Raw genomic sequence first — 23,241 nt, 5'->3', positions numbered from 1 at the left:
ACACTTTAAGAAAACAGATCGCCCTCACCCAGGTAAGTTCTGATCAATTTCAGGATCTGATCGCCAAAATCTGTTGCCTTTGCATCGCCAAAACTTTTCACCTGCGAAAGCTGGTTTAACGTGCGTGGTAATTTCGCGGTAATATCCCTGAGCATGTTTTCTGATACCAGCGTATGTTCCAATATTTTGCGTTGCGTGCTGGTTTCCTTGCGCCAGTTAAGTAACTGTTTATAAAGCTCGGGATTTACAATTTCCTTTTCTTTAGGCAACTCTTTGGCATTCCAGTTTTTATAAATTGGTTTATAGCTGATGCCTGCTTCCTTAACCGACGATAAAACATCAGCAGTTGCCGATGCTATGGGCATACGAATAAAAGCGGCAGTCTTCGCCTTTAAATTAACCATCAAATAATTAAGGCTGTCATAAAATTCGGCCGGCAAATCATTTGGATTTTTGGCCGTGTAAAATCCGTTAATCGCTGTAGCGAAGATGTTCAATTTTGCTACAAAATAGGCGGCGGCGTTTTTTAACCTAGCTGTAAAGGCGGTATTGCTCCATATAGGCTCATCTTTAGGTAAAGCAGATAACTCCTTCCTGATAAACCTATCTCCTATTGCTTTGATCTCCTGCAATAGAACTACTTCCGTTTGCTGTACCTGGTTGCTTAACGGGCTATCTTTTGCTTCCTTTTCCAATAAAATGGGTTTAAGCTGTTTCCAGCCGCCCGTCTGCATCGAAAAATCAAAGATATCGGCTAACTCTTCTGCTTCAATATCATGAATGGTTGTTTGCAACAGTTGCTCATCAGGCATTTGATTACCGGCATTTTGCATAAAGCGAATGATTTCGGGGTCGGTCCGGATATTCTCCGGCCGTACCGGCGATTTCAGGATCATCCCTTCCAATGTACGGCACCGGCTCAGCGCCACATAGGCTTGGCCGAAGGCAAACGCGGCGTCAACATCAATTACCGCCTTTTCAAACGTTAAACCCTGGCTTTTGTGAATGGTAATGGCCCAGGCCAGCCTAAGCGGGTATTGACTGAAAGATCCGTTATTAGTTTCATTTACTTTTTGATCCGTTTCAGACAGCGCGTACTTCACATTTTGCCAAATCTCCGGCACAACCTCAAACTCCGATCCATCATCCAAAAAGCTTAGGCGGATACTTCCCGGACCAATAGTAGTGATCCTGCCGGTACGACCGTTGTAATATTGTTTTTTGCCCGAGCTATCATTTTTAATAAACATCACCTGGGCACCAACTTTAAGTATCAGTTCCTCTTCGGCGGGATAGCCCTCTTTAGGAAAGTCGCCGGTAATCACCGCTTTGAAAGTAAAAGCATCACCCGCTAACTCCTCCAACCTTTGCTGGTTGATATCGTTAACCAACCTGTTGTGGGTAGATAGTGTTACATAATCTTTTAACCAATTGGCGTTTAGGTTGGTATCAAAACGCTCATTTAACTTGTTTAAAAGTTCATTGGCGGCATAACCATTCCTGATATTATTCAGAATTTCGACAAATACAGGGTCTTTTTGGCGGTATACCTGTGTAAGTTCAAAGGTGAGTACCGGGAACTTTTTAAACGCGAGGCTGTCAAAAAAATACGGACCAGTATAAAAATTCCTTAATACCGGCCAGTCCTTTTCATAAACGGGCGGCAATTGAAAAAGATCGCCTATCATTAACAGCTGCACTCCTCCAAACGGCCGATTTGATCCTTTGGCCTGCCGCAGTACCGAATCAATATAATCCAGCGTATCTGCACGCACCATACTAATCTCATCAATAATGAGCAGATCAAGGTATTTTAAAACCTTATCTTTTTCCTGGCTAATTTGCCGTGGGGCAAGGTCATTTAGTTCTTGTGAGGTTGTGGCAGGTGCCTGCGGACCGAAAGGTACCTGGAAAAACGAATGAATTGTTACCCCACCCGCGTTAATTGCAGCTACAGCGGTAGGCGCAACAACAGCCAGATTTTTAGTGGTGTTTGATCTTATATAGCGAAGAAAAGTAGTTTTACCGGTACCGGCCTTTCCCGTAAGGAATATAGGCCTGTTGGTATTTTCAATAAATTTAATAATGAGTTCCTGAATAGGCTCCAACACCATGCGCTTACCTTTTTAATAAAACCTCTGCCCAAAACAGAAATCAGCCCAAATTTAGCGAATGAATTTCATCATCGCCTACGTTGTTGAAAACCTGTAACCTTAAATTATAAGCTGGAAAGATCGGCAGCTGCCGGAGTAGCGGCCTCGTCGTTTTGGGAGAATACGCGGATAATTTTCACAAACCGGCCCATATAATAATCATTTAATTCGGTTTCGGTAACTCCGTTTGCCGCGCCCGATGTAGAATGAATAAATTTAAAGCCCTCATCAATAGAAGATATCATAATGCCGATATGACCTACCGCGCCCGAATGTCTTTTATGCCTTTTACGGCCACCGCCACCTGTTCCGGTAAATAAGATCAAGTCGCCTGGTTTGGCGTCTTTCAAATCAACCACATGCCCGGCAGATAAAAAATCTCCGGAACTGCGCGGAACGGCAATGTCAAAATGATTAAAAACGTAGTTTACAAAGCCCGAACAATCAAAGCCCCTGAGCGGATTGGTTGAGCCGTACCTGTAATTAATACCGGTTAGCGTACGCGCAAAAGAGATGAGGTCTTCTGGTAAAGTATCACCGGTTAGGATACTGATACTGTCGGCAGCTTTATGTTTCCTGGATTTGTTTACGGCCTTCACCTTGGCTGCCAAAATTGGGGCAGCAACGGTTTTATCCGGATTAACAATTGAAAATAAGATGAGCATCAGGGAGCAGCACCCGGTGTAAAATCGCATTTGTAATGATACAAAAAAAACTTTCTAACTGTAGTTATTGTGTAAAATTATTACGCCTTTTATGTGTGGGTTTAATAGTTTTCCACAATTTCAATTTCCTATTTTATAGCCTCCAGCTATATATTATTTTCGCCCCTCCTGCCCGGGCGGGTTAAAAAGTATAAAAATAACATGTCTTCAGATCAGAATATTTTATCCGCGCAAGTTGATCTTGTTAAAATTGTTTCCAAATATATTTTGTTAGAGCAAAGTCGCCGCAACTTAAAAGGCCGTTGCCCATTTCATAAAGATCTTGCTACGTCATTAATGGTGTCACCAGAGAAAAACCAGTTTCAATGCTTTGGCTGCGGCAAGGGCGGCGGCCCAATAGAGTTTGTGATGGCTATTGAAAATAAATCGCGCGAGGAAGCAATGTTGTTAATTGCCAGGGCATAGTTTTACAGCTCTACATCTTGTAATTACCTATAATCTATTTACCCGCTACCGTAAAATGGTGACGATATATCGTCTTTTTGCCAAAAAAAACGACATATCGAAATAACATCAAAGTCTCAAATGCTTAAAGAACTGATTTACTGCAAAATACAAAACGGCATAAGTTTAGTATACGGTATATAAATATATGGCAGGCAGCCTTTATCTTTATACACAAATGGGTGTTGCGAAATTGCCTTGATTTTGAAAAGCCTATGCTATATTATGGTATAAGCAAAAAACTATTTGATATTACATATAATCAACCTATACCACATGAAAAAAACTTTACTTGTTTTAACAATTGGTCTTTTATCTGCAGCTGCCAAAGCACAGGACGGTCCTATAGCCGGCTATATACCCCAGGACAGTGTTGAAGTGCGGGTGCATCCTCAGTATGATAAAGTAACAGGTATTCACCGCTGGTTATTTGGTGAAAATTACCGTAAAGAGTGGAGCACCCTTACCAAACTTCCTGTTCTGCGCATTTCTCAACTACAGGGGGGCCTTACGCCCGAACAATTGGGCGGTGGTTTTCAAACCACATCCTTAAGAATGATTGACCCTACCGGCAAAGAATGGGTATTGCGAAGCGTAGAGAAAGATCCATCTAAAACCCTGCCTGTGCAACTAAGACAAACCTTCGCTGCCGATTGGGAGCTTGATGCCATGAGCGCGCAACATCCCTTCTCGGCGCTTATAGTGCCGCCGTTGGCTATTGCAGCAGGCGTGCCGCATGCTAGCCCCATTATAGGTGTAGTATCGGGCGATAAAAACCTGGGTAAATACAACGCTACGTTTGCGGGCAAGGTGTGTTTGTTTGAGGAGCGGGAACCAACCGGCAAATCAAAAAATGTGCAGGATGTAATGCAGGACCTTTATGACGATAACGATAATTCATTTGATAGCCATGCCTGGTTAACCGCACGCTGCCTCGACCTGCTGGTTGGCGATTGGGACAGACATGATGATAACTGGCGTTTTACCAAAGATAAAGAGGATGGTAAAAAAGTTTATACCGCTGTTCCACGCGACCGCGACCAGGCTTTTTACATTAACCAGGGTGTGTTGCCAAGTCTTGCATCAAGCCAATGGCTTGTTCCTTATTTACAAGGCTATGGCGGCGAAATAAACGATGTGAGATTTTCTTTGTGGACCGCCGTTTTCCTTGACCGTTATCCGTCGGCACGAATGAGTTACAAAGACTGGATGAAAATTGTAAATGATTTTGTGGCTGTTGAAACAGATGATGTGTTAGAGCAAGGTCTTAAACGTTTACCGGCATCAGCTTATAAGCTAAGGCATGATGAACTTTTTAAACAGCTTAAAGAAAGGCGCGCTAACATCCCGGCAGCGATGGATTATTATTACCGTTTCATCAACCGGATAATTGACATCCATACCAGTAATAAAAATGAGCAGATCAGCATAACTGATGCTCCCGGCGATGGTTTAAACATAGCCATTAACAAAATTACCAAAAGCGGCAACGTTAAGGATACTATCATCAACGCCAATTTTGATCCTGCAATTACCAAAGAGATCAGGATTTACACCGGTGAAGGAAGCGACAGGGTGATATTAAATAACCAGTCCTCTCCTATCAAACTACGTTTTGTGGATAGCCTTGGCCATAAAGAGTACAACATTGTAAAATCCAAAAACAAGGTTGCTATTTATGATCGTGGTGATGATATACAGGTTACCGGTGATCAACAAAACGTAAGTGTACACTTATCAAAGGATAGTGCAAACACCGCCTATCTACCCGTTAATCCTATCAGTGTTTGGATGCCTTTGGTTGATGTGGGCCTTAACAAAGATGACGGTTTTATATTTGGCGCGGGCTTTAGGTTTACACACCAAAATGGCTTCAGAAAGCTGCCTTATAATGATATGCAGCAGTTGCTGATCAGCCATTCGTTTTCAACCAAGGCGTTCAGCCTAAATTATACCGGCGAGTGGATTCATGCGTTTGGTCCGGCAGATTTTACCATAAACGCCGTGATAAAAGCTCCTGATAATACTATCAACTTTTTTGGCCGCGGCAACGAAACCCAATTTGATAAAAGCGGCGATTACGTACGTTATTATCGTACGCGCTTTAATACCTATCAGCTTGATCCTGCCTTTAGGTGGAAAGGTGCTAAAGGCACCAGCTTTAGCATAGGGCCATCATTGCAATACTACCACTATAATGCCGAAGATAATGTGGGACGCTTTATTAATAACACATCGCTCATTAAATCGTACGATAGCCTAACGGTAGATAAAGCCAAAGTGCATGCCGGTGTTGTAGCGGTATTCATCAATGATAAGCGCAATAATAAAATGCTGCCAACATCTGGTACTTACCTAAACGTTAAAGTACAGGGCTATGCAGGTTTAAATAACAATTCAAAATCATACCTGCAGGTTATTCCCGAGTTTGGTGTTTACCAAAGCTTAGGTAGCGCTGTGGTTTTAGCAGATAGGATTGGCGGTGGTGTAACCGCAGGTAAATCTGCATTTTACCAATCGTTATTTTTAGGTGGCGAAGGCAATTTATTAGGTTACAGGCAGTTTAGGTTTGCCGGCCAGCATATGGCTTACAATAACTTCGAAACCCGCATCAGGTTAACCAATATATCAAGCTATATACTCCCCGGCGAACTGGGCCTGATGGGCTTTTACGATACCGGCCGGGTATGGATTAAGGAAGAAAACTCAGACAAGTGGCACAACGGTGTTGGCGGTGGTTTGTATTTTGAACCGGCAGGCTTAACAGTTGTGCAGCTATTAGCAGGGCATTCGGAAGAAGGTTGGTATCCTTATTTCTCTTTAAATTTTAGATTTTAACAATACAAATTCCACACATTAATAAAAACGGCCCCGGCAAAATGCCGGGGCCGTTTTTATTATAAATCTGTTAAACTGTTATTGAGCCGGAGCAGCTGGCGCCGTAGTTGCGCCCGGTGCAGGTGCTTTACCAATTAAATCCATAAACTGATCGAGTTTTGGAGTGATGATAATTTGTGTACGCCTGTTTTGGCTTTTGCCTGCTGGTGTGGCATTATCGGCAATTGGGTTGTATTCGCCACGACCGCCCGCGGTTAAACGCTTAGGATCAACATTATAGGTATTTTGCAATGCCTGTACTACAGATGATGCCCTTAAAGTACTCAAATCCCAGTTGTTGCGGATGTTGGTTTGTTTAATTGGCACGTTATCGGTATTACCTTCAATCAATACATCATAGGTAGAGTAATCGGTGATGATCTTAGCAATTTTTGACAAGGCCGAGCCTGCTTTATCAGAAATTTCATAGCTACCTGATTTATATAACATATTATCAGATAAGGAAATATACACCACACCTTTAAGTACCTGTACATCCACACCCTGCGCGTCTTCTTTACTTAACGAGCGGGTGAGGTTATTGGTTAGCACCACATTAAGCGAATCGCTTTTGTTTTTAGTATTTACCAGGTATTGGATGTATTTATTTGATGAGTTAATCTCGTCAACTAATTTAGAAATGTTTGCCCCACCCTGGTTATTACCTGCCAAACATTTGTTCAACGCATCCTGTAAGCCAAGCGCGTTTGTTTTGGCGGCAGCAATTTGCTCATCAAGACTGGCAATCCTGCCGTTTGCTACAGCAAGCGCTTGTTCGCTGCGCTGGTATTTAACACTTAAATCCTGCGTGCTGTTTTGTAACTGGGTGTAGTTGCCTTGTAATTCGGCGTACTTTTTGTTGCTAACGCAACCCTGGGTTACCACTGCTATTATTACAACCAGTGGCAATAAACGAAGTATCTTCATGGTATAGACTATTTTTTATTAAAGATCATAATAAATTTATGACCAACATAGTACTTACAACAACAACGCATCTAAAAAGTTTAAATTGTTTAGTTCATGTTATTCATATGACTAAAAAGAGGTTATCAACAACACAAAAACATAGTTACGGAAAGTAAAAAAGATTGAAGATTCCGGGTAAACAGCTAAGCAGATAAGCGGTCTATTCTTTTTTTTATAGCCTGCTTATCATTTTGCGTTTTGGCCAGGGCAAGTGCTCTCTCCAAATGTTGCCTGGCCATCTCATTATTGATCCCGGCGTACAATTCGCCAAGCAGTGCAAAGTAAAAGTGATTATCCTTAAGTTCCAATTTTTCGGCCTCTACAATCGCCTCTGCTTTTCCTTTAACTTTTGCAAGCGCGTAAGTACGGTTCAAAGCCGCTACCGGCGAATATTCAATTTGCAAAAGACTGTTGTAAAACTGCAAAATACCCTCCCATTTCTGCTTTGTATCCTCTTTGCGGGTATTCCAATAAGCTATGCCAGCCTCAAGATGATATTTTGACAATTGATTACCGGTTGCTGCAGCCTTTAAAAAGTATGCGCCTTTACTAATCATATCGGCGTTCCATAAGTTAACATCTTGTTCTTCATATAAAATCTGCACGCCGTTTTCACTATACCGGGCATCAAATCGTGAGGCGTGAAAACACATCAGCGCAAGCAAAGCGTTTACCGGGGGCTTGTTGGTATGCGCGTTCTCTACAAGCATGGTACACAACCTCATGGCCTCAAGGCATAGTTCTTTTCGGAGTGTGTTGTTCTGACTTACGGAATAATATCCCTCATTAAATAGTAAATAAATAGTGGCTAATACCGGTTCCAGGCGTTCATCTATTGCTGTGGGACCAGGTAATTCTATTTTAACTTTCAACTCCCTGAGCTTTTCCTTCGCCCTAAACAAGCGCTTGTTGATTGTTTCCTTATTACTCAAAAAGGCATCGGCAATTTCCTGGATACCAAAACCGCAAAGGATACGTAAAGAAAGACCAATTTGCGCTTCGGCAGGAATAGCCGGATTGCAGATGGTGAACATCATTTGCAACTGGCTGTCATTTATGTTTTGGGGCGATAGGTCGATCTCTGTTTCATAGCTATCAGTTGTGTCGTTTATAATCTGTGGCGATACTTTGGCTTTAAACGTATTTAAACGCTGCAAATGGTTGCGTGCCTTATTTTTGGCCACGCTGTACAACCAGGCTATCGGATTTGGCGGAACGCCGGTAATACCCCAGGTTTGTGAAGCTGTTAAAAATGTTTCGCTGGCGATATCCTCGGCGGTTTCTACCCCATCAAACCCAAAACGGTTACAAAGCACCGCTACAATTTTGCGGTACTCGGTCCTGAAAAGGTGTGGTATCAACTCTCCCTGGTTCATACAATTTACAAAAGCTAAGCTAAACCAATTTAGCTACAATAAATTCAATTATTATTTTGCTAATTTGCTAAAACAGTTTAGCTACAACAATATCATTTATCCATGTGATGGCCACTAATCTGCCTAACTTCAACGCTGTTCCCTTCGCCGTACAATATAGGGCAGGTTTTAGCCAGGTTTACTGCCTCTTCCAAATCCTTAGCTTTAATTGTTATAAAACCCGCTATCGATTCTTTCACCTCGGCAAAAGGACCATCGGTGATCACGTTATTGGGTTTAATAACCTTGCCTTCAGTGGCCAAACCCGTGCCGCCAACAAATTTGTTTTGAGCCGCTATGCCCCCTACCCAATCCTGGTACATTTTCATGTAGCCTTCCATTTGCTCTGGCGAGGGCTGTACATCCTTGGTGATCAAATCCAGGCGCATAATTACTAAGTACTCGTTCATTTTGTTTTGATTTTAATTAGTTGCGAAAAGCAACAGGGTTAATAAATATATTGAATTATACTCCAATAACAAATGGTAAGCGCGGCGTTGGACAAAAGCATAAAACTTTTTTCATCAACCCACAAAAAACAAAAAAGGCCATTGCTAAGCAACGACCTTCATATTTCCTGTCTTGATTCCTGACTCTTAATTCTTGATTCTATTTGCCGCTTCTTCTTTCCCGTTCCTTTACAATCAAGCTTAACTCGCGGCTCATTTGGCCGGCAATAGCGGTATTTTCCTGAGCACGGCGGAACAGGTACGGCAACACAGCCTTTATTGGACCGTAAGGCACGTATTTGGCCACATTGTACTGCGCATCGGCAAGGTTAAAACTCAGGTTATCGCTCATGCCCAGCAATTGTGAAAAGTACACATGCGGATGTTTATGATCTATCCCTTTAGTATCCAGCAGTTCAGCTAATAAGCGACAGCTTTCTTCATTATGCGTACCGGCTATAAAAGCTATCTGCTCAATATGACTGGTGCAATAATCCAATGCCGAGTCATAATCTAAGTCAGTCGATTTTTTATCAGGCTGAATAGGCGAATTATAACCCATTTCAATAGCGCGTTTGCGTTCTTTTTCCATGTAGGCACCACGTACTATTTTTGCCCCTAAAATAAAGCCTTCGCTCTGGGCAATTTCATGGTCATTTAATATCGATGCCAATTTATCATGCCTGTACATTTGGTAAGTGTTGTAAACGATAGGTTTTTGCGTGTTAAACTGGGTCATCATGGTGAGTGCCAACAAATCAATGGTTTCCTGTATCCAGCTTTCTTCTGCATCTATCATTACAGGCACGTTGCTGTCATGCGCCTTAGTGCAAATAGCCAACACACGGTTTTGTACACGTTGCCATTCGCTTTCTTCTTCGGGTGTAAGCGGCAAACGGGCGTCTAACTTCTCCAGCAAAGCAAACCTACCTACCCCTGTAATTTTAAATACAGTTAGTGGCACCGCTTTATCTTTTGATGCCCGCACAACGGTACGGATAATTTCATCGCGAGTGCTGTCAAAAACAGCTTCATCGTCTTCTCCTTCAATGGAGTAGTCCAATATGGTTCCTACCCCACCGCCGTACAGTTTTTTTATGGTGTTATCACACTCGGCAATGGTTTCACCGCCGCAAAAGTGTTTAAATATAGTGGCCTTGATGATGCTTTTAATAGGCAAGCCTATTTTGATGGCAAAGTTGGTTACCGGCGGACCAATCCTTACCAAAAAGTTTACATTAATAATCCGGAATAACCAGTATGCGCGGTTAAGATCGGTATTGGACGAATGACGGAAAGCGATTTCTGTATTTTCAAAAGAGGGCTTAGCGTGTTTGGAATTGTTATTGGTTTCGTTAGAAAGCATGCGCAAAATTATAAAATGATAACTCATTATTCCATGAATAGTTTATTTTTGCCCCTCCATGATTGAATTTAAATTAAACGGCGACCATATCCCCATGATTCAACTGCTAAAAGCGGTTGGCCTTGTACCTACCGGCGGCGAGGCGCAAATAGTTGTAACAGAGGGAGAAGTAACTTATAACGGCCAGGTTGATTACCGCAAAAGATTAAAGGTTAAAAAGGGCGACGTGGTTGAATTCAGAGGAAATAAAATCATGGTTATTTAATTATGAATACCATTCAGAGCGATAATTACCCCGTAATTTTTGAAAACAGCATTGATGAACTTGCAAAATTTATTGAGCAAGGCAAATACTCCCGCTTTTTTATTTTAACCGACGATAACACTGCCGAACATTGCCTGCCCCTTGTGAAAAGCAAGGTTGAGCACCTTGATAATTTCGATATCATTGAGGTGAACGCCGGCGAAGAAAGCAAAGACATTGACTTTTGTATTGGCGTATGGCGAATGCTGATAGATTTTGGCGCCGACCGCAAAAGCCTGCTTGTTAACTTAGGTGGTGGCGTTATTACCGATTTAGGAGGCTTTGCCGCATCTACCTTTAAACGCGGGATTGATTTTGTACACGTACCCACTACCCTGCTTTCGCAGGTTGATGCATCGGTAGGTGGCAAAACCGGCATCGATATCAATAGCATCAAAAACATAATCGGTACGTTTACGCAGCCTAAAGCTGTTTTTATCGATCTTGGCTTTTTACAAACCCTGCCGCCAAGGCAAATCCTTTCTGGCCTGGCAGAAATGCTGAAACACGGCCTGATCCAGGATGCCGCTTACTGGAACCAGTTAAAAGCGAGTGACCTTAGCGTACCTTCTGCCCAACTGGTTCACCGTTCTGTTGAAATAAAAAACAAGATCACTATCGAAGACCCGCATGAAAAAGGCATCCGTAAGGCGCTTAACTTTGGGCACACCATTGGCCATGCTGTTGAAACCAATTCATTGATCAACGATAAAGATCCTTTAACGCATGGTGAAGCTATCGCCATCGGCATGATCTGTGAATCATACCTTGCTCATAAAAAAACAGGCTTACCTGCCCAGGAACTGCAAGAAATAACCGACACACTTAATAAACTTTATCCACGTTATACCATCAAACAATCTGATTTCGATACCCTGCTTGAAATCATGAAAAAGGATAAGAAAAACCAAAACGGCAACATAAATTGCACCCTGCTGACTAATATTGGTCAATGCAATATTGATAATAACTGCACAGAAGCCGAACTTTGCGAAAGTTTATTGTATTACATTAATTTGTAGAATGCACGGGTTAGATAAAAATGAAATAAGTGCCGTAATTATACTTTGCCTGCTGGTAGTTTTAACGCTTGTTGAAATGGCTTTGAGCTATTGGGAAGACAGGCATTACTATAAAACACGCGATACATTTACCAATATCTACCTAACATCGCTTGCCATTGTAACCAACCTGATAGTTAAGGGAAGTACTTTCCTGGTTTTAAGCTTTACGTACCAATACCGTCTATTTCAAATCCATAACGTTTGGCTATATTGGTTTGTGCTGGTTGTAGCGCAGGATTTTTTGTATTGGGTGCTGCACTATACCGGGCATTACTGCCGCCTGTTTTGGGCTATGCATGTAACACATCACTCGTCAGAGAACTTTAACTTTACTACGGGTTTCAGGTCTACGGTATTTGAGCCTTTTTATCGCACATTCTTTTATTTGCCATTGGCATTAATGGGCTTTAACGCCTTAGATATATTATACGCTTACCTGGTTACCCAATTTTACGGCAACCTGGTACATACACAGTATAAAATCCCATTGCCAAAATGGTACGGACTCCTCTTTGTTACTCCAGCACACCACAGGGTTCACCATGCATCAAATATCCCCTATCTTGATAAAAACATGGGCATGGTGCTAATTATCTGGGACAGAATTTTTGGAACATTTAGAGACGAGGATCTGCCCGAGCCTGTAAAATACGGCATCACCAAACAGCCGGAGGATATGGGTCCTGTAAATATCCTTTTCCACGAATGGAAAGCGCTGATCCACGATGTAAAGCGTGCACCGGGTTTCAAAAACAAAGTAGGATATTTGTTAAACCCTCCGGGATGGAGCCATGATGGCAGCACGCAAACGGCAAGGGTGATGCAAAGGGAGTACGAAATGGAGCAAACAACATCTTTATCCGAACACAAGCAAACCGCATAACTGTTTGTAATCGTATTATCATTGATGCTATATTTGATGGGTAAGCAATGCAAACTCATCACCATCTCAATTCAATGCCCCAACTTATATCTAAACTCCAACACAACACTTACGAAAAAGGTGAATTTTCTGACGAAGCGCCCCGCAATCTCGAAGAAACCATTCAACTTATCAAAGATTTCCCCTGGGATCTGGAGCGGCCACTAACGGATATACAATTAACAGGGCCTTCGGTGACTATTATCGATGACGGCCTAAACTATTTGAAACTGGGCTTATACTTCGGCGGCAAATTTTGTGTTTACTACCTTGACAGGCGTAATCACTTATATGAATATCATGCCCCGGATATTGCTACAGCCAACAATTTAGTGAGTGACTTTTTTACTCAAAGCCTTGATATTAAAATTTTTGAAAAGCATTTTTTTAATATAGGTAACCAAGGACATTTTATAACTAACCCATTTGTATATCGCTTAAAAACCTGGAATATAATGGCCGTTTCATTTGCCTTATATGCGTACGTGATATTCCTCAGTGTACTTTTTTTTAAAATTACAGTTGACGACTGGCGCCAGGTTTTTCCAATAGTATTCTTAATTATATCCGGCCTCGCCATTTTATACTTTGTAATTAATAATTTGAAAGGGCGACATCAATACCTTCAAATATCAAAGGGCAGCGACAAGTTTTCCTATGGCATTGATGACCAACACATTCTTATTTATGAAAAAGCGGAGATTTATCAGATTTTATATCATCAAAATTCACGAAGTCGGGGTGGCTTGTTTGATAAATATAAGATAGTATTTAAAAACGGCGAGGTAATTAGTTTATCAGGAACACTTCTTTCCGGAGATATATTTTTAGGCAAGTTAAATAAAAAATTGGGCATACCTGTTATTGACGTCCGTAATTAAGCATTTCAAGTAAGTAAATTCAATTTTAACGATATTAAATTTGGTTCGCCCATCTTATTTAACAAAAAATAAAATTTTCTATTGACAGAATCATTTTTTACCGTACATTTACAACGTAATAAAAAACAAATGAAATTTAACAGCGCATATTTTTACGGTTACTACTTTTACTTTACCAGTAAGAGCCGGGACTAATATGTACTAAACACACATAAAGAAACTAAAAAGTCCCGGCCCAAAAAGCCGGGATTTTTTGCTTTAACAGGGTTATGAAAATAGAAAAACCAAGAGTTGCTATACAAGGTATCCGCGCTTCGTTTCACGAAGAGGCCGGGTTAAGGTACTTTGGCGAAAACGCGCAAATGATAGAGTGCAACTCTTTTAAGCAAACTTTTGAACGCTTAAAAAACCGCGAAGCAGATTATGTGGTAATGGCTATTGAAAACAGCATTGCCGGCAGCATCCTTCCAAACTACACCCTATTGCTTGATTACGGTTTCCCGGTAGTGGGCGAAATTTACCTGCCGATCCAACTACACCTGATGGCTTTACCGGGTGTAAAGTTTGAGGATGTTAAATATGTAACCTCGCATCCTATTGCCCTGCGCCAGTGTGTTGATTTTTTTGACGAATACCCACACCTTAAAATTGTGGAAAGCAGTGATACTGCCGCCTGCGCCAAACGCATCAGGGATGAGCAGTTAACAGATACCGTAGCTATTGCCAATTCATTAGCGGCAAGCTTATATGGGTTGGATGTATTGGAACGCCGTATTGAATCAAACAAAAGAAACTTTACCCGTTTCCTGATTCTTACGCATCATGATAACATCGAGAAAAAAACGGTTAACAAGGCTTCACTTTGTTTCCAGGTGAGCAACAAGGTTGGTGCCTTGGCCAAAGTGCTCAATATTTTTGCCGATGAAGGCCTTAACATGAGCAAAATTCAATCAATGCCTATCCTGGGTAAACGCAACGAATACAATTTTTATGTAGATGTTGAATGGGACGAGCAAAAGCATTATGATGCCGCCATAAGGCAAATTCTGAAGTACACCCACAACTTTAATATACTTGGCGAATATGAAAGACACGACGATGATTTATCAACAGCTCCCAAACCACGCAAAGTTGAACGGGTACGCAGGTACATCAACATCAGGCGTAACGTTTAAAAGTTAAACATCCAACAAAAAAAATTAATCAACAAGAACATAAAACATCCCGGTTAAAACAACAAAGGCCGGAACAAATAATAAAACAATGAAATTAAATTTAAACATTCAGCCGCTACATACCTGGATTAAAACCGGTAAAGAACCATTGGTAATATCTGGCCCTTGCAGCGCCGAAACTGAAGATCAATTAGTAGCTACCGCTCATTTATTAGCCCAAACAGGTAAAATTTCTGCCCTGCGTGCAGGTATCTGGAAACCACGTACGCGTCCGGGTGAATTTGAAGGCATTGGCAGCATTGGTTTAGAGTGGTTAAAACGCGCTAAAGCCGAAACCGGTTTGCCAACCGCTGTTGAAGTTGCAACCGCTAAACACGTGGAAGAAGCTTTAAAAGCTGGTGTTGATATTTTATGGGTTGGTGCACGTTCAACCGCTAACCCGTTCACTGTACAGGAAATTGCTGATGCTTTAAAAGGTGTTGACGTGCCTGTAATGGTTAAAAATCCGGTTAACCCCGATCTTTCTTTATGGGTTGGCGCTTTAGAGCGTATCAACAATGCAGGTATCACTAAATTAGCCGCTATTCACCGTGGTTTCTCATCTTACGAAAAATCTGCTTTCCGTAACGAACCGATGTGGGATGTTGCTATCTCTCTTAAAACCTTAGCGCCTGAGTTACCTATCATCAATGATCCAAGCCACATTTCTGGTAACCGCGATTTGATCGCTTACGTTTCACAAAAAGCATTAGACCTGGATATGCAAGGTTTAATGATCGAATCACACATCGATCCAAGCGTAGCCTGGACAGATGCTAAACAACAGGTTACTCCTGCCGCTCTTTCAGACATTATTGATCACCTGGCTTTACGTAAACCAGAAACCCGCAACGCCGAAGTAAACGATAAACTGGCTGAGCTACGTAACCAGATTGATAAAATTGACGACCTGGTTATCCAAAAAATTGCCGAGCGTATGCAAATTGCCGAGAAAATTGGCACCTACAAAAAAGATAACAACATTACCATTTTACAAGTTGGCCGTTGGGACGAAATCCTTCAAAAGCGCACCAACTATGCAAAAGCTTTAAAATTAGGCGGCGAGTTTACCGAGAAATTATTGGAGCTGTTACACAGCGAATCAATCCGCAGGCAAACCGAGATCATGAATGCAGCAGCAAGTCAGGGTCAATCAGCAGAAAAACTTACACACGCGTAATTTTAAGTCAAAAATCAAAAGTCAAAAGTCAAAAATCGGTTCAATCCTTTTTTAGGCTTTTGACTTAAGACTAACCATACGATGCCAAACATCATCCTAAGTAAAAATACCAAGCAAATAAAAGGTACGGTTAACCTCACTGGCTCAAAAAGTGAATGTAATCGCGCCTTAATTATAGAGGCACTGAGCGATGGCAAAGTGCATGTAGATAATGTTTCTGACGCTGCCGACGCTGTGTTGTTGGCGGGGATATTGAGGAAGAATCAAGAATCAAGAGTCAAGAATCAAGAAGTATTGGCTGGCGAAGCGAAACCACTCACTACTCACCACTCACCACTAACCACCATCGATATCGGTCCGGCTGGTACGGCTATGCGTTTTTTGACAGCTTATTATGCTATACAGGATGATGAAGTTATTTTAACCGGCAGCAAACGGATGAAGGAACGACCAATAGGTATATTAGTTGATGCTTTACGCCAGCTTGGTGCACATATTGATTACGAGGAAAATGATGGCTACCCCCCTATCAAACTAAAAGGTGATTTTGATCAGCTTACCGGTAAAATCAATATTAAGGGCGATATCAGCAGCCAGTATATTACGGCTTTATTGCTTATCGCTGCCCGTTTACCACAAGGTTTAGAATTACATATTGATGGCGAGTTAACATCACGTCCATACGTGGAAATGACTTTGGCTATGTTACAAACGGCAGGTATTAAGCATGTGTGGACAGATAATGTAATCGCGATTGCAAATCAGGAGTTTGCTACAACATCATTATACATTGAACCAGATTGGAGCGCGGCTTCATACTGGTACGCGATAGCCGCCCTTGCCGATGAGGCCGAATTATTTTTAACAGGCTTAACCGCTTACAGCCTGCAAGGCGATAGCGCGATCACCGAGATTATGGCCAACTTTGGCATCACATCGCAATTTAAAGATGGTGGTGTGCACTTGTTGAAAGAAGCCAAGCCATTGAGCCGCAAGATTTTTGATATGAAGGAATGTCCGGATTTGGCGCAAACAGTGATTGTGGTATGCGCAGCTCTGGGCCACGAAGCTACATTTACAGGTTTGGAAACGCTAAAAATCAAGGAAACCGATCGTATTTTGGCCCTGCAAACCGAACTTGCCAAAATGGGTGTTAAACTGATTGAAAAAGGCCAGGTTTATAAACTGGATTGCAGCGAAAAGTTTATCCCCGAAAGCATGTTCATCAACACCTATCATGATCACCGTATGGCTATGGCCTTTGCGCCGCTGGCACTTATTGTTCCACAACTGGAATTTGAAAATGGCCCCGTAGTTGAAAAATCATACCCGGCGTTTTGGACGGATTTGGAAAAACAAGGCTTTACCGTTGAGCAGAAAGCTTAAAGCCGAAGGCTGAAAGCAAAGTAAATAATAACCACCGTCATTGCGAGGCACGAAGCAATCCCCTACTTACAGAGCGGACATGCTCAGCGGGGATTGCTTCGTACCTCGCAATGACGTTTTAAAATACATCTTACATCTACCATTATGGCAGGCAATTCATTCGGACAAGTATTCAGGATAACAACTTTTGGCGAATCGCATGGCGAGGCTATCGGCGTAATAATTGACGGTTGTCCCGCCGGGTTAGAGGTCGATTTGGATTATATCCAGGGCGAATTGGATAAGCGTAAGCCTGGCCAATCAAAAATTACCACGCAACGTAAAGAAAGTGATGTGGTAAAAATTCTATCGGGTACGTTTGAAGGTAAAACAACGGGCACTCCTATCGCTATGCTGATCCCTAATGAAGATCAGCGTTCAAAAGACTATAGTCACAACGTGGGCGTATTTCGTCCCTCGCATGCCGATTACACCTACCAAACCAAATACGGTATCCGCGATCACCGTGGTGGCGGCCGTTCGTCGGCCCGCGAAACCGCGGCACGCGTAGCAGCCGGTGCTTTAGCTAAACTATTGCTAAAAACCCAGGGTATTGAAATTGCCGCGCACGTAAGCAGTGTTGGCAAAATAGATGCCCCTAATGTAGAGATCAAAAACGTACAGGAATTTATTGACGAACGTGAAAAAAACATCGTTCGCTGTGCCGACCCTGCAACTGCCGAAGAAATGATTGAATTTATTGACGGCGTACGTAAAGATGGCGATACTGTTGGTGGCAAAGTAAGCTGTTATGTAAAAAACTGTCCCGTAGGCCTTGGAGACCCCGTTTTTGATAAACTACATGCCGATTTGGGCAAAGCCATGCTGAGCATTAACGCTGTACATGGTTTTGAATTTGGTTCGGGCTTTTCGGGCAGCGAAATGCGCGGCTCGGAACATAATGACATCTTTGTAAAATCGCATTTAGGCGATGTGAGCACGATTACCAATTTTTCTGGTGGTATACAAGGCGGCATCAGCAATGGCATGCCTATCGAGTTTAAAGTAGCCTTTAAACCGGTAGCCACCATCATGAAAAACCAAGCCACCATTGATAGCGAGGGTAACGCCGCCGAAATTTCGGGCAAAGGTCGTCATGACCCTTGTGTGGTACCACGCGCTGTGCCTATTGTTGAAGCCATGGCTGCGCTTGTTTTAGCCGATCATTGGTTGAGGAATAGAAATTCGAGATTGTATTAATCTTATTAGCAGAATCAAAACACGACGAAAGATTTACGAAGTTTTAAAAACTTCGTAAATCTGGACTCTGCCATATGCCGATGCTCCGCGTTTTCGGCAACCTTAACCGATATCACTCTTCCCCTTGTTCATAACATTTTGCTAATGTTAATAGTATTTTAACCCGCAGATGGGTTGCTAATACCTATATTTGTTTTAGCTATGCTATCTTCACTTATCCAATCATACCAAAACGCCTATAGCGGTTTATCCAAAAACAGCTGGTATTTGAGCATTGTAATGCTCATTAACCGAAGCGGTACTATGGTGATTCCGTTTATGAGTATCTATGCCATACAAGTATTGCATTTTACCATCGTGCAATCGGGTATGATCATGGCTTTCTTTGGGATAGGCTCTTTTTTTGGCGCCTTTATTGGTGGCAAACTTACGGATAAGATTGGCTTTTACGATATCCAGGTAGGTGCTTTATTGGTTGGCGGCATCTTGTTTATCATTTTAGGATTTCAGCACACATTTTTAAGCCTTAGCATCTGTACTTTTATTTTAAGCGTTTGCAATGACTCTTTCCGACCTGCAAATTCCGCGGCTATAGCACATTACAGTGATGATAGTAATAAAACCAGGTCGTACTCGTTAAACCGCCTTGCTGTAAACTTAGGCTGGGCTTTCGGTGGTGGATTAGGCGGGTTACTTGCTTCTTACAGTTATCATTCTCTTTTTTGGGTTGATGGCTGCACCAACATTTTTGCAGCTGTGCTTTTACTAACGCTAATGCCGCGGTCGAAAATAAAAACCGCCATCAATAAAGTAAAGGATGTAGTAACTGCAACATCATCTGCCTATAAAGACAAAGTTTACCTGGTATTCATTGTGTTAAACACGCTTTTCTCTGTCTGCTTTTTTGAGTTTTTTATTATGCAGCCTGTGTTTTACAAAATTCAATGGCATTTAAACGAAAGCTATATAGGTTTCCTGTTGGCACTTAACGGGCTGTTGATTGTAGTTATAGAAATGGTGCTTATCAATAAATTAGAAGGCAAAAGGAATCCCTTAACCTATATCTGCACAGGAATCATATTATCGGGATTAAGCTTTGTTTTATTAAACATCCTCCCCCATAGTGGCCTGGTAGCTATACTGATAGTAGTACTTATCACCTTGGGCGAAATTGTGGCTATGCCGTTTATGAATGCTTTTTGGATAAGCCGTACCAATAACCGCAACCGGGGCGAATACGCGGCACTTTATGGCATGTCCTGGTCTGCCGCGCAGGTTATCGCACCCGCTTTCGGGAACCGGATAGTTGCATATGGTGGCTTTGATACCTTGTGGTGGGTTTTAGGCAGCATTTGCTTTTTGGTATCTATTGGCTATTACATTATGAAAAAGTTAACGCACTCGCCTAAACAGGAACTTACCATAGAGGATGCTTTTTAATGCAATAGCCTGCTAAGCACTTTTACCGTCACCAATAGCTGCCCCAAATGCCGCATGGTATGCTCGGCACTATGAACATAAAGCCCGATAACTGTAGATGGAACCTTGCCCCTGCCTACTTCCCTTACCTGTATAAGTGTATTACTATCGGTTTGTTCCAGTTGTTGTAAGGCTGCATCAACCTGTAAATTAAATTGGCTTAAAAGGTAATTTGAAGTTAGTGCATCGTTAACTTTTCCTTCCTGTGCAAGATAATCGAGCTGCCGAGCATTGAGTTGTTCGCCTTTGGCGTAAGTGAAAAGCCTGTCAAGTACGCCCGTTAAATGCTGTAAATGAAAACCAACCGAAGCCATACCTGCAACCTTTTCCCAAAGCAATACATCAGGGAAGCTGGTCATTAATTCATTCAATTCTTCCCGGGCCTGTAATAAGGCATGCGCCACCGGCTGTAACAATGCCGGCATGCCGGTTAAGGGGCCTCGAAGCCACACCTCGGGTAGTTTATCTTTGGCCATTATTATTTTTGAAGCATAGCTTTAACCTCGTCGTGATTTAAGGTTTGCGGCAGGCTGTAAACCTCTTTTACCCTATCGTGGGTATTATCTGTCCACAGCCAGCTTGTCCACACCATAAACCAGGCCCACTCGGGTTGTACTGCCAGTATTTCAGGTTTAGGCAGCTCACCTGTTTCGCCAAGGCAAATTAATTTGCCATTAGCCAGCTGTAGTAATTCGTTATAATCCTTTTGCTCGTAGTCAAAATGGTATACATCGGCTCCTAAAATGTCTACATAATCGGCACCGGGGTAGTACAGTTTATAGTCGTAAGCTTCATCTTTGGGGATATCCCTTAAACCATTAGCACCCCATACCCATATCAGGTTATTTAAATGGTGATAATTGGTATAACGGTCATACATCATCTTCCAAAGCTTTATAATTCCGTTCTCACCTTTTTTATCGCCCCACCAAAACCATACACCATTCATTTCGTGGTAAGGGCGCCATAATACCGGGATGTGCGTGTCGCGTAGTTGCTTCAGGTAAACAGCCTCCTTATCAATATCGGCAAGCCACTTTTTATTAAGCGGTGTGTTGGGTGTGGTTAGTTCGGTCCATTCTGCATCGGTTAATTTACCCTGAATACTTGTTTTCCAGTCATATGGCGGGTTATCTGTTGGCCTCCCCTGGTGCCACATAATGGTAACCAGGTATCCTTCGCGCCATTTTTTTTGCGCCTCGTAAACTAATTTCTGGCCCAGGTCCTTATCTCCCCATAGCATGAAATCAGAGCCCCACAAGGCCGGGTATTTCCCGGTAATGGCTTTAGCACTATCAGAAAAGGTATTTAAATCGCTATTATAGTTTTGCTGGCCAGATAAGATGTGTTTACCTTTTATAGAATACAAAAAGGATAGTACCTTTGCGGCTTCAGGCGACGCGTCTTTATTTACAGGTTTAAATCCTTGTGAAAATGAAAAAAAAGGCACTAACAAAAGTGCGCTGATGAATAAACATTTTTTCATGGTAGCAATTACAGGTATTTTAATCAATAATGATAATAAATTGTCTGATTTCAAATTTAATTAAAAACTTATAGCCTTTATGGTATGGCTATTGCTATTACTAAGCTATATTTAACAGAACCCTTATAACTATGCCTTCCGTCACGACAAACAAAGCTTCGCTATCTCTAATACTTTTATCATTTATCGTTGCCGTAATTTGCCTTTCAAGCTGTAAAAAAAAGCACTCCGAACTTGCCGATGATCTTTTTAAAATAACCCAGAACAAAGTTTTTAAGGATCTTGACCCCGAACTATATACTCAGGCCTTTAAAAAAGAATTAGCCGCAGAAAGGCCAACACTTTTAAATGAGGGTGTAATTGAAGCTTACTACAAAGCAAATGATTACCAGCCAACTTTTACCTTACAGCACTTAACCAATGGCGATTTGGATGCTATACCAGATTATTATAATAAAGCTGATGAGCATGGCTTAAACCCTAAACTATTCAGGCCAGAGGATCTTAAAGTTTTGATAGCCCAATTTCACAATAAACAAGCTTTTAAAACTCCCGAAGAGTCATACCTGGCCATAGCAAAGCTGGAGCTGCTTACCGCCAGTACCTTAATCAGGTATAGCAATGCCCTTCAATTTGGCGTTGTTAATCCCAAAAAGCTTTACTCAAGGTACTTTACGGCCACTAAACGCCCGGATAGTACATCTATGAAAGCCATATTCGCGGTAGGCAATATCAAAACTTACTTAGATAGCATACAGCCAAAAAGTCCACAATACCTGACCTTACAAAAGATTTTTATCCAGGGCGATTCATTGCCGGGCTTGTCTAAAGAAGAAACTCATCGTTACCTGCTGGTAAACCTTGAGCGTTTACGCTGGCGAAATAAACCCTACGAAGCCAAGTACGTGTATGTAAACATCCCCGATTTTAAACTTGATGTAATACAGGACGGAAAATCGGTATTGAACATGAAGGTTTGCGTTGGCCAGGGCCGTAACATGGAAAACCAAAATAGCCTGGGCAATTTTAATGATACCTGCCGCGAGGAAAACCCTTTCCCCCGGGAAACCCCACAGTTAAACAGCATTATCCATAGCGTTGATGTAAACCCGGTTTGGAACATTCCACAAAGCATAGCCAATAAAGAAATTATTGTTGAGGCCGCTAATGACCGTTACTACCTTGCCAATAAAAACATTGATGTTTATAAAGATGGTAATAAGATAGATAACCCTGAAACCATTGATTGGTCGGGCGTTACCAAGGAAAATAACGATTATGATTTTAAACAAAGACCAGGTGAAGACAATTCTTTAGGCAAAATCAAATTCCTGTTTAAAAATAAAAGCAGCGTTTACCTGCATGATACACCTGCCAAATACGCGTTCAGGAAAGCCATGCGCGCTGTAAGCCACGGCTGTGTGCGCCTTGGCGACCCGCAGGCTTTGGCAAAAAACCTTTTTGGCGAAGGAGAGAACTTTGACACCATAGTAAAAGACATGAGTGAGGATAACCCCGAGCCAACAAGCATTTCGCTGCCCGAAAAAACGCCTATCTACATTACCTACGTAACCTGCTGGGCCGATGAAAACGGAGTGATCCAATACCGCCCGGATGTTTATGGATTGGATATTGTGCTTTACTCCCACCTGCAAAAATATATGAGTAAATAAAAATGCCCGGCTTTA

The 23,241-nt window shown here is 42.0% G+C and carries 20 protein-coding genes; 12 read left to right on the top strand and 8 right to left on the bottom strand.

Annotated features, from left to right (window positions below):
* Positions 1 to 5: 5 nt before the first annotated feature.
* Positions 6 to 2,114: an AAA family ATPase gene (locus QWZ17_RS28820; RefSeq protein WP_290308826.1), complete on the bottom strand. Its 2,109-nt coding sequence runs from the start codon at positions 2,112 to 2,114 to the stop codon at positions 6 to 8.
* Between the two features lie 104 nt (positions 2,115 to 2,218).
* The gene (locus QWZ17_RS28815; protein ID WP_290308825.1) at positions 2,219 to 2,848 is read right to left on the bottom strand and encodes a C40 family peptidase; all 630 of its coding nucleotides are present in this window, start codon (positions 2,846 to 2,848) and stop codon (positions 2,219 to 2,221) included.
* Between the two features lie 171 nt (positions 2,849 to 3,019).
* Between QWZ17_RS28815 and QWZ17_RS28810 the strand changes: the two genes are divergently transcribed.
* Both QWZ17_RS28810 and QWZ17_RS28805 read left to right on the top strand, forming a co-directional pair.
* A complete protein-coding gene (locus QWZ17_RS28810; RefSeq protein WP_290308824.1) occupies positions 3,020 to 3,283 on the top strand; it encodes a CHC2 zinc finger domain-containing protein in 264 nt (87 codons plus the stop codon).
* A 315-nt stretch (positions 3,284 to 3,598) separates the two neighbouring features.
* Entirely contained in the window at positions 3,599 to 6,160 is a 2,562-nt protein-coding gene (locus QWZ17_RS28805; RefSeq protein WP_290308823.1) for a BamA/TamA family outer membrane protein, read from the top strand.
* A gap of 78 nt (positions 6,161 to 6,238) precedes the next feature.
* Here QWZ17_RS28805 and QWZ17_RS28800 read toward each other — a convergent pair whose 3' ends face one another.
* The 4 genes from QWZ17_RS28800 to QWZ17_RS28785 form a co-directional block, all read right to left on the bottom strand.
* Positions 6,239 to 7,126: an OmpA/MotB family protein gene (locus QWZ17_RS28800; RefSeq protein ID WP_290308822.1), complete on the bottom strand. Its 888-nt coding sequence runs from the start codon at positions 7,124 to 7,126 to the stop codon at positions 6,239 to 6,241.
* A 185-nt stretch (positions 7,127 to 7,311) separates the two neighbouring features.
* Complete coding sequence (locus QWZ17_RS28795; RefSeq protein WP_290308821.1) at positions 7,312 to 8,544, bottom strand: RNA polymerase sigma factor; 1,233 nt, start codon at positions 8,542 to 8,544, stop codon at positions 7,312 to 7,314.
* A gap of 92 nt (positions 8,545 to 8,636) precedes the next feature.
* Positions 8,637 to 8,993, bottom strand: a complete 357-nt coding sequence (locus QWZ17_RS28790; RefSeq protein ID WP_290308820.1) for a YciI family protein — start codon at positions 8,991 to 8,993, stop codon at positions 8,637 to 8,639.
* Positions 8,994 to 9,192: 199 nt separating this feature from the next.
* Complete coding sequence (locus tag QWZ17_RS28785; RefSeq protein ID WP_290308819.1) at positions 9,193 to 10,398, bottom strand: proline dehydrogenase family protein; 1,206 nt, start codon at positions 10,396 to 10,398, stop codon at positions 9,193 to 9,195.
* A 58-nt stretch (positions 10,399 to 10,456) separates the two neighbouring features.
* Here QWZ17_RS28785 and QWZ17_RS28780 point away from each other — a divergent pair, with 58 nt between their 5' ends.
* From QWZ17_RS28780 to QWZ17_RS28740, 9 genes are all read left to right on the top strand, one after another.
* A complete protein-coding gene (locus QWZ17_RS28780; RefSeq protein WP_290308818.1) occupies positions 10,457 to 10,663 on the top strand; it encodes an RNA-binding S4 domain-containing protein in 207 nt (68 codons plus the stop codon).
* Between the two features lie 2 nt (positions 10,664 to 10,665).
* On the top strand, positions 10,666 to 11,724 hold the full coding sequence (gene aroB, locus QWZ17_RS28775) for a 3-dehydroquinate synthase (RefSeq protein WP_290308817.1): 1,059 nt from the start codon (positions 10,666 to 10,668) through the stop codon (positions 11,722 to 11,724).
* 1 nt (position 11,725) lies between these two features.
* Positions 11,726 to 12,649, top strand: coding sequence for a sterol desaturase family protein (locus tag QWZ17_RS28770; RefSeq protein ID WP_290308816.1), 924 nt, complete (start codon positions 11,726 to 11,728; stop codon positions 12,647 to 12,649).
* A 74-nt stretch (positions 12,650 to 12,723) separates the two neighbouring features.
* Complete coding sequence (locus tag QWZ17_RS28765) at positions 12,724 to 13,569, top strand: PH domain-containing protein (protein WP_290308815.1); 846 nt, start codon at positions 12,724 to 12,726, stop codon at positions 13,567 to 13,569.
* Between the two features lie 269 nt (positions 13,570 to 13,838).
* A complete protein-coding gene (locus QWZ17_RS28760) occupies positions 13,839 to 14,744 on the top strand; it encodes a prephenate dehydratase (RefSeq protein WP_290308814.1) in 906 nt (301 codons plus the stop codon).
* A gap of 88 nt (positions 14,745 to 14,832) precedes the next feature.
* Positions 14,833 to 15,963 (top strand): chorismate mutase, encoded by a 1,131-nt coding sequence (locus QWZ17_RS28755; protein WP_290308813.1) that lies wholly within the window; start codon positions 14,833 to 14,835, stop codon positions 15,961 to 15,963.
* Positions 15,964 to 16,044: 81 nt separating this feature from the next.
* Entirely contained in the window at positions 16,045 to 17,349 is a 1,305-nt protein-coding gene (gene aroA, locus QWZ17_RS28750) for a 3-phosphoshikimate 1-carboxyvinyltransferase (protein ID WP_290308812.1), read from the top strand.
* A 144-nt stretch (positions 17,350 to 17,493) separates the two neighbouring features.
* The gene (gene aroC / locus QWZ17_RS28745; RefSeq protein ID WP_290308811.1) at positions 17,494 to 18,588 is read left to right on the top strand and encodes a chorismate synthase; all 1,095 of its coding nucleotides are present in this window, start codon (positions 17,494 to 17,496) and stop codon (positions 18,586 to 18,588) included.
* 201 nt (positions 18,589 to 18,789) lie between these two features.
* Positions 18,790 to 20,028, top strand: coding sequence for an MDR family MFS transporter (locus QWZ17_RS28740; protein WP_290308810.1), 1,239 nt, complete (start codon positions 18,790 to 18,792; stop codon positions 20,026 to 20,028).
* On the opposite strand, the gene QWZ17_RS28735 is transcribed toward QWZ17_RS28740, so the two are convergent.
* Both QWZ17_RS28735 and QWZ17_RS28730 read right to left on the bottom strand, forming a co-directional pair.
* Positions 20,025 to 20,543 (bottom strand): DinB family protein, encoded by a 519-nt coding sequence (locus QWZ17_RS28735; protein ID WP_290308809.1) that lies wholly within the window; start codon positions 20,541 to 20,543, stop codon positions 20,025 to 20,027. The genes QWZ17_RS28740 and QWZ17_RS28735 overlap by 4 nt on opposite strands.
* Before the next feature lie 2 nt (positions 20,544 to 20,545).
* Entirely contained in the window at positions 20,546 to 21,553 is a 1,008-nt protein-coding gene (locus QWZ17_RS28730) for a glycosyl hydrolase (RefSeq protein WP_290308808.1), read from the bottom strand.
* 131 nt (positions 21,554 to 21,684) lie between these two features.
* Between QWZ17_RS28730 and QWZ17_RS28725 the strand changes: the two genes are divergently transcribed.
* Positions 21,685 to 23,226 carry a L,D-transpeptidase scaffold domain-containing protein gene (locus QWZ17_RS28725; RefSeq protein ID WP_290308807.1) on the top strand — a complete coding sequence of 514 codons (1,542 nt, stop codon included), beginning with the start codon at positions 21,685 to 21,687 and terminating at the stop codon, positions 23,224 to 23,226.
* Positions 23,227 to 23,241 lie beyond the last annotated feature (15 nt).

Source organism: Mucilaginibacter flavus (assembly GCF_030409315.1).
In the GTDB taxonomy this organism is placed as follows: domain Bacteria; phylum Bacteroidota; class Bacteroidia; order Sphingobacteriales; family Sphingobacteriaceae; genus Mucilaginibacter; species Mucilaginibacter flavus.
This window is presented reverse-complemented; position numbering and strand designations above follow the sequence as displayed.